Consider the following 14,730-nt stretch of genomic DNA (forward strand, 5'->3'; position numbering starts at 1 on the left):
CACCAGCGCCGCCCCGGACGTCGAGGAAGTCGCTCGCATTGCACGCCGTGGCTTGAAGGAAGCGAGCGACTTCCTCGACGTCCGGGGCGGCGCTGGTGGGGCCACGACGCACAGTGATGGGGCGCTGTTGCGAGGACCGGGCGGTGGCGGCGGCGGCGGGCGGGTGCTCTTCCAATCCCAGAACACGGCGACGTGCGGGGTCAACATCTCAAGTGGCAATGCTGGCCTCGCTGCAACTGGGAGCCATCATGGCGCGGAGCCTGCCAGCAGTTCATTTCCCCATACAGGCGCTGTGACTCTCATGGGCACGGAGTTCGTCGCCCCTGCGCCACCGGAAATCACCAGCCCTTCGAGCTCCATCGTGACGAAGAACCCTCTTCCGACGCTCAGTGGCACCGGAACGGCGAACTCGGAAGTGGTCATCTATTCGCTCGCGGGTAGTGTCGTGTCGGGGGTGGAATATGGACGCGGCGTCGTGGGGGCCAGTGCGTCTTTCTCCGTCACGCTCTCCCGGCCGCTGCCGACAGGGGCCACGACGCTCGTGGCCGTGACTGAAACACAGGGGCTGCAAGGACTGCCGAGCAATCCGCGTGTCTTGACTGTCGATACGAGCGCCCCTGATACGTTCTTCGCCGAGGGGGGCGTTCCGGCGACTCCTTCAAAAGAAACCGCAGTGACGTTCACCTTCGAGTCAAATGAGGCGACGGGCATCACCTACCAATGCCAGGTCGTTTCTGGGAGCGGTACGACGGCGCCTTCGCTCGGTTGGGCGGCCTGTAGCAATCCCTACACGACGACGGAGACGCTCGCGGATGGCTCCACCCATACGATTTGGGTCAAGGCCGTGGACGCGGCGGAGAACGAGGATCCGACACCCGCCCGGTATACATGGCTCGTGGACCGGACGCGGCCCGAAACCGGCTTCGCCTCGGGAGGAACTCCTGGGGCGTATTCAAACCTTGTCAACCCGGTGTTCATCTTCACATCCGAGGCGGATGCCAGGTTCGAGTGCATTCTGGTCTCTCTTGGTTCGGCGCCAGAGCCCGAGGAGACGGATGGCCGGTGGGCCGCGTGTACGAATCCCTATTTGTCTCCGACGCGGACGCATGACACCTCGAACACGCTTTGGGTCCGGGCGAAGGACCTGGCGGGCAATGTGGACGACACACCCGCAAGATTCCCCTGGACGGTGGATCTGGTGGACCCAGACGCGACCATCATGGCGCCACTGCCCGACGCGGTGAACAACCTGACGTCGGTCAGCTTCACCTTCAGCGCGAACGAGTCGAACGTCTTCTTCGAATGCAGTTTGAACGGGGGGGGCTTCACCGGCTGCACGAGTGGCAGCGAATTCGCGACGCCGGAGCTTGAAGCTTCATTCACGCTGCTAGTGAGGGCCAGGGACCGGGCAGGCAACGTGGACAAGACGCCCGACCGATTCTCGTGGAGGACCGACAAGCTCCCTCCGGATACGGTGGTGCACACCACGATAGGTACGTTGAGCAACGCGTCGCGCGCGGGCTTCGACTTCGACTCGCCCGCCGGTGACGCGGTGGGCTTTGAGTGCATCCTGGCGTCGCCCATGACGGCGCCGATGCCGATCGAAGAGGACGCTCGCTGGGCGCCCTGCGCGGCGTCGTACCAGACGCCCGAGTTGACGGACAACACCACCTATCGGCTGTGGGTACGGGCGGTGGATGCGGCGGGGAACGTGGACGCCACGCCGGACAGCCACGGGTGGGCGGTGGACCTGACGCCGCCGAACACGGCCCTCACGGAGCCCCTGCCCGCGCCGGTGAACAACCTGGGGTCGGTGAACTTCACCTTCAGCTCGACTGACAACCAGGCGACCTTCGAGTGCAGCCTGAACGATGGGCCCTTCACTGGCTGCACGAGTGGAAGCAGCTTCGCGACGCCGGGGGAGGATGCGCAGTTCCGGTTCCTGGTGAGGGCCAGGGATACGGTGGGCAACGTGGACCCGACGCCCGCCGCCTATTCGTGGAGGACCGACAAGCTCCCTCCGGACACGGTGGTGCACACCACGATAGGTACGTTGAGCAACGCGTCGCGCGCGGGCTTCGACTTCGACTCGCCCGCCGGTGACGCGGTGGGCTTTGAGTGCATCCTGGCGTCGTCCATGACGGCGCCGATGCCGATCGAAGGGGACGCTCGCTGGGCGCCCTGCGCGGCGTCGTACCAGACGCCCGAGTTGACGGACAACACCACCTACCGGCTGTGGGTACGGGCGGTGGATGCGGCGGGGAACGTGGACGCCACGCCGGACAGCCACGGGTGGGCGGTGGACCTGACGCCGCCGAACACGGCCCTCACGGAGCCCCTGCCCGCGCCGGTGAACAACCTGGGGTCGGTGAGCTTCACCTTCAGCTCGACTGACAACCAGGCGACCTTCGAGTGCAGCCTGAACGATGGGCCCTTCACTGGCTGCACGAGTGGAAGCAGCTTCGCGACGCCGGGGGAGGATGCGCAGTTCCGGTTCCTGGTGAGGGCCAGGGATACGGCGGGCAACGTGGACCCGACGCCCGCCGCCTATTCGTGGAGGACCGACAAGCTCCCTCCGGACACGGTGGTGGAGGCTCTGGTCCAGGATCCGAGCAACGAGCGCCGTGCCCGGTTCAATCTGGATTCGCCCGACGCGGCTCCGGTGGGCTTCCAGTGCATCCTGGTTGGCTCGTCATCGACCACTGCCCCTGGAGAAGACGATGCGAACTGGGCGGCCTGCTCGGTGTCGTATCAGACGCCAGAACTGACAACCCGCACGTATACGCTCTGGGTGCGAGCCGTGGACATCGCGGGGAATGTGGATGCGTCGCCCGCTCGGCATGAATGGAGGGTGGATCTGGAGCCTCCCAATACGGTGATTACGGAAAAGCCGGTGGCGCTGACGCGTGAGCAGACGGCGGTGTTCCAGTTCAATTCGCCCGATGTAGACGCCGTGGCTTTTCAGTGCAGTTACGACGGCACCGAATTCAGGTCGTGTGCAAGTCCATACATCCTTCCGAACTCGGAGATTTCGATCATCACGGAGGGAGATCACACCATGCTCATCCGGGCAGTCGACGAGGCTGGGAACTGGGATGAGACCCCCGCCAACCACAACTGGCGCGTGGTGGTGGCGGAAGTGGAGACCGAGATTGTGGATGGGCCCACGGCGGTGACGCGGCAGACCACCGCGGCTTTCGAGTTCACCTCCAACCTGTCCAATGTGGACTATGCCTGCCAACTGGACAGCGCGCCGCGGGAGGAGAACTGCGCGACGTCCGCCGACCCCACCAAGACGTATCCGAACCTCTCCGAGGGGGCACACACCTTGAGGGTGTGGGCGCGAGAAGGCTCGCGAGAGGATCCGACGCCCGAGATCTTCGACTGGACCATCGACCTGACGGGGCCAGTGGCGCCGGTCGTCTCCAGTCCCTCGATGAACGGGGCCTACGTCAACATCCGGCGGCCCACCTTCGCGGGAAGAGCCCCCGAAAGCGGGACCATCATCATCCGCATCAACGGCGATATCGTGGGGACGCTGGAGGGGGTCGTGTCGACGGTGGGGTGGACGTTCACCCGTCCGGTGGACATGGCGGATGGGACATATGAGCTGGCGGTTTCGCTGACCGACGAAGTGGGCAATGCGGGGGCGCAGACTCTGCGGACGTTCACGCTCGACGCGACGAAGCCGGAGACGCGGCTGACCGTGATGCCTCCCACCCTGACGAATCAGTCGCGCGCCGTGTTCCAGTTCGAATCGAATGAAGAAGGTTCGACGTTCGAGTGCAGTCTGAATGGCGGAATGTTCGCGGCATGTACTGGCGCCAACTCACATGAAGTCACGGTTGGGGATGCGACTCACACGTTCGTCGTTCGCGCGAAGGACCGCGCGGGCAACATCGCGGACGTGCAGGGAATGCACATCTGGCGTGTGGATTCGCTTGCGCCGGTTACCACCATCATCGAGATGCCCAACGCGGACACGAACGTGCCACAGGCGGTCTTCCGATTCGAATCCGATGAGGCGCCCGTCACTTTCGAGTGCAGCATCGACGGCGCTATGTTCGACAACTGTCCCTCTGTGTATTCGTGGGATGGCGTGCCTGAAGGCGAGCACCGAATCGAGGTTCGTGCTCGCGATGAGGCGGGCAACGTGGACGCCACGCCCGCGGTGCATCTGTGGCGTCTGGATATGACTCCTCCCGGCGTGCCGGTGGTGAGTTCGCCCGCGCCCGATGCGGTGGTGGGGGCGCTCACGCCGACGTTCCAGGGGAGCGCCGAACCGGGAAGCGAGGTGCTGCTCTTCATCGATGGGCTCGACTTCGGCAGTGTACGTGTCGAGCCTTCCGGGCAGTGGCGGCTGACGCTGACCCGGGCCATCAGCGAGGGAGACCACGCTGTCAGTGCCCGCGCCCGGGATGCCGCGGGGAACGTCGGCGAGCGCTCAGGGGAGACCACCTTCAAGGTCGATCCCTCCATCAACATTATCCGGGAGGTCAGCTCTCGTGGTGGTGGCTTGAGCTGTGCTGCGGGAGGGCAGGGGAGTGCGCCCCTGTTGCTCCTGGGGTGGGGGGGCCTGATGCTGATGGCTGCCCGGAGGCGGCGCGTGTGAGCGGACGGGGACTCTCCCGCTCCGAGGGAAAGACACGTCGGGTGGCGTTCGTCGTCGGATTGCGTGCTTGCTTCGGCGGGGGAGTTCGGCTACTTGTGCCCCCGCTTCATCCGGAAGTCGGTTGCGCGATTAGCTCAGCTGGATAGAGCGTTGGCCTCCGGAGCCAAAGGCCGCAGGTTCGAATCCTGCATCGCGCGCTGGTGGAAGTGCCCGGGATTCAAGAGGTTTTCCTCTCGAATCCCGGGTGCTGTCCCCTTCTTGGATGCGTGCCACCCACCCATTGTCTTTCCCAGGCGCAGGGGGCTCCCTCTCATCGGGCTGGGTCTCCTCGGCCTCTTTCCGGTTGTGCTCCTCCTGCGGTACGTAGCGATTTCCCGGATTCCGGGGGGAGGACTGTCATGTTGAACGGACGAATTCGGCTGGTGGCCGCGGTGTGGCTGGGCGTGGTTCTGGGATGGGGGTGTGGTGGCTCCGACGCACAACCGCCTGTTCAGGGGCCCCACGCGACATTGCCACGGGCTCCGTCACTCGTGATCGCGGTGCCGGGCGACGGGCAGGTCACCGTGACGTGGGACGTCCCTGGGGACGGGGGGAGCGCCCTCCTCGACTATGCTGTGCATGTCTATTCGGATGAGGGGGAGGTCCGTGTGGTGACGGTGCCCGTGTCGGAGCCCCGGGCGGTCGTCACGGAGCTGGCGAATGGCACCGCCTACGCTTTCAGCGTCGTCGCCAGGAATGCCCGTGGCAGGAGTGTTGCCTCGGAGCGCTCCGACCGCGTGGTCCCCCATGTGACGCCTGGTGCGGTGCAGAACCTGGTGGCCGTCGAGAGCGACCAGACTGTGACGCTGAGCTGGGATGCCGCGGATGACAAGGGCATGCCGCTGGACAGCTATTTCGTCACACCCTTCTTCGAGGCTCGGGAAGGGGAGACGGTGCGGGTGCCCGCGACCGAACTGGGGAAGACCTTCCACTCGATGACCAACGGGATGGCGGTGAGGTTCGTCGTCGTCGCCTACAACGGGCACGCGCGGGGGCCCGAGGCGTCCATCGAGGCGACGCCCTTCACGACTCCAGGAGTGCCGGTCCTCACGGCCGAGCCCAACGCCGGCGGTGGGCGCGTCTTTCTGACTTGGCGCGTCGACGACACGGGTGGCAACCCCATCACGTCCTACCGGGTGACGGTGTACCTGGAGGGCGAGGTGATTCGCACCGTGGAGACCTTCGAGACGCGCGCGTCCGTGGAGTCGCTGGTGAACGCCACGACGTACCAGTTCACTGTCGAGGCGGCGAACGCGGCGGGCTGGGGCCAGGCTTCGGAGCGCATCGCCGCCATGCCCACGCGGTACCCCTCCAAGCCCCGCAATGCGACGTGCCAGGGCGGCCATGGGTGGATCTCCTTCGGGTGGGAGCCGCCGGAGTTCGACTACGGCCACCCCGTGACGGGGTACCGCCTCAGCACCGTCATCGATGGGGACAGCGCGGACTGGTACACCACTGACCCGGGCTACCACCTCACGACCATCCCCAACGACGGCAGGGCCTTCTCCTTCTTCATCGCCGCGGGGAGTGCCGCTGGGTTCGGGGAGGCCGCCCGCCTCCAGTGCTCTACGTGGCCCGATCGTCCGTAGCGCGGCGGCCCCTGTCTCGCTGTCACGCCTCCACGGGCTCCTCGTGCTGCGGCAGGTGGAAGCGCACGGAGTCCACGCGGCGGGGAGAGGACGCGACGACCTCAATCACGAGGTTGCCCTCCGCCTGGACCTTGGTGCCCGGCTCGGGGATGGCGCCGCCCGACAGGGCGATGCACAGGCCGGCCACCGTGGCGTAGTCCTGGTCCTCGTCCAGGTCCAGGGACAGCTCCCGGTTGACGTCGCGGATGCTCGCGGTGCCGAGCACCAGGGCGGTGTTCGGCCCCTCGCGCTTGACGAACTCCTCTGGCACTTCGGACTCGCTGAGGATGTCGCCCACCAGCTCCTCCACGAGGTCCTCCACGGTGACGAGTCCCACCACGCCGCCGCGCTCGTCCACCACCACCGCCAGCTGCATGCGCCGCTTCTGCAGCTCCTTGAGCGCGTCAATGGCCCGCATCGTCTCCACGACGAAGAAGGGCGGACGCATCACGTCCTCCAGGATGATGAGGTTGCCCTCCCAGGCCACCCCCAGCAGGTCCTTGGCGATGACGTAGCCGACGATGTTGTCCAGCGTGCCCTCGTACACCGGCATGCGCGAGTGGCCGCCCTCCAGCAGGACGCGGCGAATCTCCTCCGGGCTGGAGTGCCGACGCAGGGCCACCATCTCGTCCCGCGCCACTGACAGCTCGCCCACCGTCACGTCGCCCAGCTCGAAGGCGCGCGACGCAATCTCACCGGCGTGCGGATCCAACGTGCCCTGCTTCGCCGCCTCCTCCACCAACTGCTGGAGCTCCTCCGCGGACAGGCGTCCTTCCGTGAAGTTCGTCCGGTCGCCGAACAGGCGCAGCACCACGTTGGAGCTGGCGGTGAGGAACCACACCACCGGCCGCATCAGCCAGGACAGCCCGCTCAGGGGCCGGCCGATGAGCAACGCGTAGCGCTCTCCGGCGCGCAGCGCGAGCGACTTGGGCACCAGCTCGCCCAGCACCAGCGAGAGGTAGGAGACGAAGACCACCACCGCGGCGAGGGCCACCTCGTCCGCTTGCTGTTCGGGGATGCCGAAGCCGGTGAGCACACCGCCCAGGCGGGAGGCGATGCTCGCGCCACCGAACGCGGCCGCCGTGGCGCCGATGACGGTGATGCCAATCTGCACGGTGGCCAGGAAGCGCTCAGGGTTGCCGCGCAGGGCCTCCACTGCTTTCGCGGAGGTGCTGCCTTCTTCAATCAGTTCCCGCAGCCGTGTCCGGCGGACAGAGATGATGGCGAGCTCCGCGCCAGCGAAGACACCATTGGCCAGGACCAGCAACAGGATGATGAGAAGCTCGGTGACGATAATGGCCCTCCTCTCAGGGGCCCTCTACCCTATACGCCAGAGGCGGGCTGCTCACTCACCAAGTGATTGCAAGAGGAGCGACAATTGGTCGCGGCTCGCACCTTTTGGGAGGTAGTAGTGTGGCCCCGAGAGCAGGGCACTGCCTACATCCTGCGCCGCCGCGGACGTCAGGAAGACGATGCGGGGGTGCGGCCCGCGTGGCAGATGCTCCACGACCTCCAGCCCGGACATGCCCGGCATGTTGAGGTCGAGCAGCATCACCCCGTAGCGTCCGCCACGCCTCAGTGTCTCCAGGGCCTCCTGCCCATCCGAGGCCTCAGTCGTCTCGTAGCCAAGGTCCTCCAGGCTGAGCCGGAGGAATTCCCTCCAGTCCGCGTCGTCATCGACGACCAAGACCCTTCTTGCGCCGTTATCCGTTGCCAGTCGCGCCAATCGTCCTCCCCCGACCTGAGATGAACGCTGCTGAAGGGCGCTATCATTCTCCGCGAGCGGTGACATGGTGCCCGCCCAGCATCCGGGCAGGCAGGCCCTGGAAGGGCGCTTCGCCGGGTCAGCCCGCCAGGACGCGGTCACCCTGGGGCAGCGCGGGCTCGGACGTCAGCCCTGCCGTGTGCACGGGCATCAGCCGGGTGCCCCGGCCCACGCGCAGCCGGGTGCCGCGCCAGTTCACGGTGCGGGAGAAGAGCGCGTAGCCCCAGGCCGCGAAGAGCAGGGCGTCCTTGGCGAAGACGGCGGGCACCGCGTCCCACGACAGGGCCTGCGGCCGCAGGGCGCGCACGGTGGAGAGGTCCACCGCGACCTTGCCCAGGGCCACCACCAGGCAGAGCGCCGCGGTGTCGGAGGAGGGGGCCAGCATGGCGCCCAGCAGGGCCAGCGGGGTGGGGTTCAGCAGGGCCTGGGCCAGGTACGTGCCCGGAGACACCGCGGTCCGGTGAATCACGCTCCAGCGCAGATAGCGCTGGAAGAAGGACAGGACGCTCTTGCGCAGCGACACGTTGAACACGGGCGTGTGCGCCATCACCACGCGCCGGCCCAGCTTCCGCGTCACCCACTGGCCGATGACGTAGTCCTCCGCCAGCACGTCCTTCACGGAGAAGAAGCCCCCCAGCGCGTCCACGTCCTCGCGGCGCAGCGCCATGGACTTGCCCACCACGATGTCCTGGCCCGCGAGCCGCTTGGCGGCGATCATCCCCGCCGCCGCGCTGGCGCCCAGGTGCAGGTTGTCCAGGAGCGAGCCGAAGGTGCGCTCGCCCAAGCCCGCCACCGGGTGGGTGACACAGCCCACCTCCGGGTCCTCGAAGGCCTGGGCAATCTCCTCCAGGTATCCGGGTGCCACCCGCGTGTTGCTGTCGCTGATGACCAGCACGTCGTAGCGCGCCCGGTCCGCCAGGGTGATGAGCTGGTTCACCTTCGGGTTGCGGCCCGGCTCGCCGTCCTGAACCTCCAGGCGCATGACGTGGGGCCAGCGGGCGACCGCCGCGCGGGCCACGGCGAAGGCCGGGTCCCTGGCATCCTTGACGCCGAGCACCACCTCGTACGCGCCCGCGTAGTCCAGCCCCGCGAACTGCGCCAGGTTGGCTTCCAGGTCGTCATCCACGCCGCACAGCGGCTTGAGGATGGAGATGCCCGGGCGAGGCGTGCCCGGTTGCGCGGTGGGGGGCGGCTCACGCCGGTGGCGCAGCACGAGCGCGAACTGGACGGTGAGGACGAACAGACCGAGGCAGGCGGCAAGCAGCAGGACGGTGGAGGCGAGCAACATTCGCGGGCAATCCCCGGGGCCGGTGCGCCGTCATGGCGCGACCACGGTTGCCACGCTAGAGGCCTTCCACGTCAGCCCCGCGAAGCGCCCGGGGCGGGCCGGGCAATTCGCGGTGACGGGGCGGTGAATCCCGCGCCCGCGGACTACTCCGCCAGATTGCGGCTCTGTGGGTGGCGGATGTCCTTGCCGCGCACCATGTAGACGACCATCTCCGCCACGTTCATCGCGTGGTCGCCGATGCGCTCCAGGTGCTTCGCGATGAACATCAGCGCCGTGGCGCGGCGGATGTTGCGCGAATCCTCCATCATGTAGGCGAGGAGCTCGTTGAAGATTTTGAGGAAGAGGGCATCCAGCAAATCGTCGCCCCGGAGCACCTCCTCCGCCTTGGCGACGTCGCTGGAGACGAAGGCGTCCAGCGACATGCGGACCTGCCGCTGGGCCAGCTCCGCCAGCCGCGGCGTGTCCACGTAGGGCGCCAGCGGGGGGGCCTGGTTCAGGTCCATGGAGCGCTCGGCGATGTTCACCGCCAGGTCGCCGATGCGCTCCAGGTCGGTGACGATCTTCAGCGCCGTGGTGATGAGGCGCAAGTCGCTGGCGGCGGGCTGGCGCAGCGCCAGAATCTTCCGGCACAGCTCGTCGATGTCCACCTCCAGCCGGTTGACGTCCTTGTCGGCGGCGACGACCTTCTCGGCCAGGGTGCTGTCGCGGTCGGTGAGCGCCTTCATGCTCTGGACGATGAGGTTCTCCACCTTCGCGCCCATCGCGAGCAGCTTCTCCCGCAAATCCCTCAGGTCCGCCTCGAAGGCCTTATCCGTATGCGTCGACGGCATGTGTCCGGTCCCCTTTTTCTTCCGCTCACCCGAACTTGCCGGTGACGTAGTCCTCGGTGCGCTTCTCTCGCGGGTTGGTGAAGATCTGCTCGGTGGGGCCGCATTCCACCAGCTCGCCCATGTAGAAGAAAGCGGTGCGGTCGCTGACGCGCGCGGCCTGCTGCATGTTGTGGGTGACGATGGCGATGGTGTACGTCGACTTGAGCTCGTGGATGAGCTCCTCGATTTTCGCGGTGGCGATGGGGTCCAGCGCGCTGGCGGGCTCGTCCATCAGCAGCACCTCCGGCTCCACCGCCATCGCCCGGGCGATGCACAGACGCTGCTGCTGGCCGCCGGACAGGCCCAGGGCGCTTTCGTCCAGCCGGTCCTTCACCTCGTCCCAGAGCGCGGCGCCGCGCAGTGATTTCTCCACGCGCGCGGCCAGCTCCGCCTTGTCCTTCATCCCGCCCACGCGCAGGCCATAGGCCACGTTCTCGAAGATGCTCTTGGGGAAGGGGTTGGACTTCTGGAAGACCATTCCCACGCGCCGGCGCAGGTCCACCACGTCCACGCCGCGGTCATGGATGTCCATGCCGTCCAGCAGGATGGTGCCCGAATGCGAGGTGCCGGAGATGAGGTCGTTCATCCGGTTGAGCGAGCGCAGGAAGGTGGACTTCCCGCAGCCCGAGGGGCCGATGAGCGCCGTCACCCGCCGGTCGAGGATGGCCAGGGAGACCTTGTGGATGGCCGTCTTGGGGCCGTAGCGCAGGGTGAGCTCCCGCGCTTCCATCTTCGCGCGGGGATTCTGGGGTTGGAGGGACATGGCAGGCGTACCGTCAGTGGGCGCTGGCGGCCTTGCGGCGCGTGCGCGTCCGGATGATGACCGCGACGAGGTTGAGGGCGAAGGTGAGCGCCAGCAGCACCAGCACCGTCGCATACAGGGGGCCACTGGCCTCCGTCACGTTCGGTGACTGGGTGGCCATGACATACGTGTGGTAGCCCAGGTGCATGAACTGGGAGTCCAGGTGCGTGGGCAGGTCCGGCAGGAAGTAGGCGGCGCCGGTGAAGAGGATGGGGGCGACCTCGCCCGCGCCGCGGGAGATGGCCAGCACCGCGCCGGTGAGGATGCCGGGCAGGGCGCCGGGCAGCACGACCCGCGCCAGCGTCTGCGACTGGGTGGCGCCCAGGGCCAGGCTGGCGGTGCGCTGCTCCAGCGGCACCGCGCGCAGCGCCTCCTCCGTGGAGACGATGACCACCGGCAGCGTCAGCACCGCCAGCGTCAGCGAGGCCCAGAGGATGCCCGGCTGGGCCCAGTGCATCTCTTCGTAGCCCAGCATCCGGTCCAGGTTGCCGCCGACGAAGAGGATGAAGAAGCCGAGCCCGAAGAGGCCGAAGACGATGGAGGGCACGCCCGCGAGGTTGACGACCGCCACGCGCACCCAGCGGGCGAAGCGTGACTCCGGCGGCGCGTACTCGTGGAGGTACACGGCGGTGAGCACACCCACCGGCATCACCGCCAGCGTCATCAGGAGCGTGAGCGCGGCGGTGCCGAAGATGGCGGGGAAGATGCCGCCGCCCATCATGCCGTCGCTGGGGGGCTGGGTGAGGAAGGTCCAGGAGAGGTGACGCGCGCCGTTGCGCGCGACGTTCAGCAGGATGAGGGCCAGCATGCCCACGATGAAGAAGGCCGCGAGGGCCGTCAGTCCGGTGAGGCCCAGCCCCACCGCCCGGCGCGTGGTGTACTTCACGAGGCGCTCCCGGTCAGCCGCTGGAGGACCTTCTTCGTCCACGTGGAGGCGACCATGTTGAGGACGAAGGTGAAGATGAACAGCTCCACGCCGATGAAGAAGAGCAGGGAGTAGTGAGGGCTGCCCACCACCACTTCACCCATCTCCGCCGCGATGGTGGCCGACAGCGAGCGCGCCGAGTCCCCCAGGTTCCAGGACACGATGTCCGCGTTGCCTGACGCCATGAGGACAATCATCGTTTCGCCAATGGCCCGGCCGAAGCCCAGCACGCACGCGGCGAGGATGCCGGGGGCCGCCGCGGGCAGCACCACCTTCCACGCCGTCTCCCAGAGCGTGGCGCCCAGCGCCAGCGAGGCCTCGCGGTAGCTGCGGGGCACCGCGGTGAGCGCGTCCTCGGACACGGTGAAGATGACCGGGACGATGGCCAGCGCCAGCGCCAGCCCCGCCAGCGTGCCGTTGAGCGGCCGGTCCAGGTGGAACAGGTCCTTCACCACCGGGGACAGCACCATCAGCGCGAAGAAGCCCAGCACCACCGAGGGGATGCCGGCCAGCAGTTCGATGATGGGCTTGAGCAGCTCGCGCAGGCGGCGCGGGGCGAACTCCGCGACGAAGAGCGCGCTGAAGATGCCCATGGGGACCGCTACCAGCATGGAGACCAGGGTGATCTTCAGCGTGCCCACGAACAGCGGAATCATGCTGACCTTGGGCGTGTCCGACACGGGCTGCCACCGGAACGGGTAGCGGCCCTCCTGCGGCAGGAACATCTTGGCGAGGCTGGCTTCGTGGCGGGCGTCCGCGTCGGTGAAGAGCGTCAGCGCCTCCTTGGCCACGAAGACGATGATGAGGATGAGCGCGGCGATGCCCGTGAACGCCATCAGACTGATGAAGCCCGCGACGGCCTTCTCTCGCAGCTGACGCCTCCGCGCCGCTGCGGACAGGCGCGGCGCGGCCACGACCCGCGTGAGACCTTGCTCCATGGTCGCCTGTCTATCCATAGGGATTCAGCGCCTCTTGTGACATTCGTGTGACGCTCCGCGGCTACTTCACGGGGAAGTAGCCGACCTGGGTGACGATGGCCTGACCTTCGGGGGAGAGCGCGAAGTCGATGAAGGCCTTGGTGTCGCCGGTCGGCTCGGCGCGCAGGTAGAAGAAGAGGTCGCGCGCCAGCGGGTACTTGCCGCTCTTGATGTTGTCCGCGCTGGGGGCGATCTCCTCGTTGCCCTTCTTCACCTTCAGCTCCTTGATGCCCTCTGCGTACGCGGCGCCGCCGTAGCCCAGGCTGTTCTTCTCCTTGGAGACGGCGTTCACCACCGCGGCGGTGCCGGGCAGCGTCTGGATGGTGGGCGCGAAGTCCTCGCCGTCCAGCACCATGTCCTTCACGAAGACGTAGGTGCCGGAGGAGTTCTCCCGGGAGTACGCGACGATGGGCGCGTCCGCGCCGCCCACCTGCTTCCAGGAGGTGATGTCGCCCACGTAGATCTTCATCAGCTGCTCGGTGGTGAGCGCGCTCACGGGGTTGCTCTGGTGGACGTAGAAGGTGACGCCGTCCTTGGCCACCGAGCGCTGCGCGGGCGGCGCCTTGTAGCGCGCGCGGAGCTTGTCGGCCTCCGCCTTCTTCATCTCCCGGCTGGACATGGCGATGTCCGTGGTGCCGTTCTGGAGCGCCGCCAGGCCCACGCCGGAGCCGCCGCCGGTGACCTGGACCTTGATGTTGGGGTTCTTCTTCATGAACGCCTCGGCCCAGCGCTGGCCGAGGATGACCATGGTGTCGGAGCCCTTGATGGTGACGGTGCCCGCCTGGGCAGCGGCGGGGAGCACCAGGAGGAACACCGCGAGCAGGGGCTTGAGGAGCGATTTCATGGGGGACTTCTCCTGGCTGGAGGATGTGAATCGGAATCTGGGCGCGCTGTGAGGCTTGAGCGAAGACGCCGCGCTTCTACGTGACGTGGGTGTCCGTTTCGCGTCCGCCACGTGACATCGCCGTCACGACGCTCAGCCCGCGGCCGGGTCCAGCATCCGGTAGCCGACACCGCGGACCGTCTCCAGCAGCGCGCGCGCCGGGCCCAGCTTGTCGCGCAGGCGCATGACGTGGGTGTCGATGGTGCGCGTCTCCAGGGTGGATGACAGGCCCCACACCTCTTCCAGCAACTGCTCACGTGTCTGCACCCTGCCCAGGCGGGCGAGCAGGTGCTCCAGGAGCCGGAACTCCAGCGCGGTGAGGGCCACCTCGCGCTCCTCCACGAAGAAGCGGTGGGACGCCACGTCCAGGCGCAGGGGCCCCAGCGCCAGCGGCGCCGTGCTCCCTGCCGACGGCGCGCCGCGGCGGAGGATGGCCTTCAGCCGCAGCACCAGCTCCCGCACGCTGAAGGGCTTCACCACGTAGTCATCCGCGCCCACCTCGAAGCCGCGGATGCGGTCGGACTCCTCGCCCTTGGCGGTGAGCATGACGATGAGGACGCCCCGGGACTGGGGGCTGGCCCGCAGCTGCCGGCAGACATCGATGCCGGACATGTCCGGCAGCATCAGGTCCAGCAGCACGAGGTCGGGGTTCTGCTCCCGCGCGGCCACCAGCGCTTCTTCGCCCGTGTGGGACACGTGCGTGGTGAGGCCGGAACCCCGCAGGTTGAAATCAATGAGCTCCGCGAGGTCGCGTTCGTCGTCGATGATGAGGACATGGGGCATGGCGGGCCGCCACTCTGCGCGCCCGCTTTTCCGAACGTGTGACGCATGTGCAACAACTTCGTCAGGGCGGGAAAACGCGCGGGAGCGGGCGACCCGGGGAGATGGCCGGCCGCTCCAGCGGGCGGGCCCCAGCCGGGTGGCCTGATTGCGCGTGAAGGT

General features: G+C 67.5%; 11 protein-coding genes and 1 tRNA gene. 3 read left to right on the forward strand and 9 right to left on the reverse strand.

Going from position 1 to position 14,730, the window contains the following annotated elements; translation table 11 throughout:
• The first annotated feature begins 361 nt into the window (after nt 1-361).
• The 3 genes from HNV26_RS39225 (at nt 362) to HNV26_RS08045 (ending at nt 6,240) form a co-directional block, all read left to right on the forward strand.
• Nucleotides 362-4,612 (forward strand): Ig-like domain-containing protein, encoded by a 4,251-nt coding sequence (locus tag HNV26_RS39225; protein ID WP_171452783.1) that lies wholly within the window; start codon nt 362-364, stop codon nt 4,610-4,612.
• 123 nt (nt 4,613-4,735) lie between these two features.
• A tRNA-Arg gene (locus HNV26_RS08040) sits at nt 4,736-4,809 on the forward strand.
• Between the two features lie 201 nt (nt 4,810-5,010).
• The gene (locus HNV26_RS08045; protein ID WP_253816345.1) at nt 5,011-6,240 is read left to right on the forward strand and encodes a fibronectin type III domain-containing protein; all 1,230 of its coding nucleotides are present in this window, start codon (nt 5,011-5,013) and stop codon (nt 6,238-6,240) included.
• Nucleotides 6,241-6,262: 22 nt separating this feature from the next.
• Here the strand turns inward: HNV26_RS08045 and HNV26_RS08050 are convergent, their stop codons facing one another.
• The 9 genes from HNV26_RS08050 to HNV26_RS08090 form a co-directional block, all read right to left on the reverse strand.
• Nucleotides 6,263-7,546 carry a hemolysin family protein gene (locus tag HNV26_RS08050; RefSeq protein WP_171440905.1) on the reverse strand — a complete coding sequence of 428 codons (1,284 nt, stop codon included), beginning with the start codon at nt 7,544-7,546 and terminating at the stop codon, nt 6,263-6,265.
• 78 nt (nt 7,547-7,624) lie between these two features.
• The gene (locus HNV26_RS08055) at nt 7,625-8,071 is read right to left on the reverse strand and encodes a response regulator (protein ID WP_171440904.1); all 447 of its coding nucleotides are present in this window, start codon (nt 8,069-8,071) and stop codon (nt 7,625-7,627) included.
• Nucleotides 8,072-8,123: 52 nt separating this feature from the next.
• Nucleotides 8,124-9,332 (reverse strand): ceramide glucosyltransferase, encoded by a 1,209-nt coding sequence (locus tag HNV26_RS08060; RefSeq protein WP_171440903.1) that lies wholly within the window; start codon nt 9,330-9,332, stop codon nt 8,124-8,126.
• 143 nt (nt 9,333-9,475) lie between these two features.
• The gene (gene phoU / locus HNV26_RS08065) at nt 9,476-10,162 is read right to left on the reverse strand and encodes a phosphate signaling complex protein PhoU (protein WP_090495544.1); all 687 of its coding nucleotides are present in this window, start codon (nt 10,160-10,162) and stop codon (nt 9,476-9,478) included.
• A gap of 25 nt (nt 10,163-10,187) precedes the next feature.
• Entirely contained in the window at nt 10,188-10,931 is a 744-nt protein-coding gene (gene pstB, locus HNV26_RS08070; RefSeq protein WP_216611905.1) for a phosphate ABC transporter ATP-binding protein PstB, read from the reverse strand.
• Nucleotides 10,932-10,977: 46 nt separating this feature from the next.
• The gene (pstA, locus tag HNV26_RS08075) at nt 10,978-11,889 is read right to left on the reverse strand and encodes a phosphate ABC transporter permease PstA (protein WP_140864480.1); all 912 of its coding nucleotides are present in this window, start codon (nt 11,887-11,889) and stop codon (nt 10,978-10,980) included.
• Nucleotides 11,886-12,866 (reverse strand): phosphate ABC transporter permease subunit PstC, encoded by a 981-nt coding sequence (gene pstC / locus HNV26_RS08080; protein ID WP_253816346.1) that lies wholly within the window; start codon nt 12,864-12,866, stop codon nt 11,886-11,888. Before pstC ends, pstA begins: the two co-directional genes overlap by 4 nt.
• 61 nt (nt 12,867-12,927) lie before the next feature.
• A complete protein-coding gene (locus HNV26_RS08085) occupies nt 12,928-13,749 on the reverse strand; it encodes a phosphate ABC transporter substrate-binding protein (RefSeq protein WP_171440900.1) in 822 nt (273 codons plus the stop codon).
• Nucleotides 13,750-13,881: 132 nt separating this feature from the next.
• Nucleotides 13,882-14,571, reverse strand: coding sequence for a response regulator (locus HNV26_RS08090; protein WP_171440899.1), 690 nt, complete (start codon nt 14,569-14,571; stop codon nt 13,882-13,884).
• Nucleotides 14,572-14,730 lie beyond the last annotated feature (159 nt).

This window comes from Myxococcus xanthus, from assembly GCF_013116825.1.
GTDB classification, from domain to species: Bacteria; Myxococcota; Myxococcia; order Myxococcales; family Myxococcaceae; genus Myxococcus; species Myxococcus xanthus_B.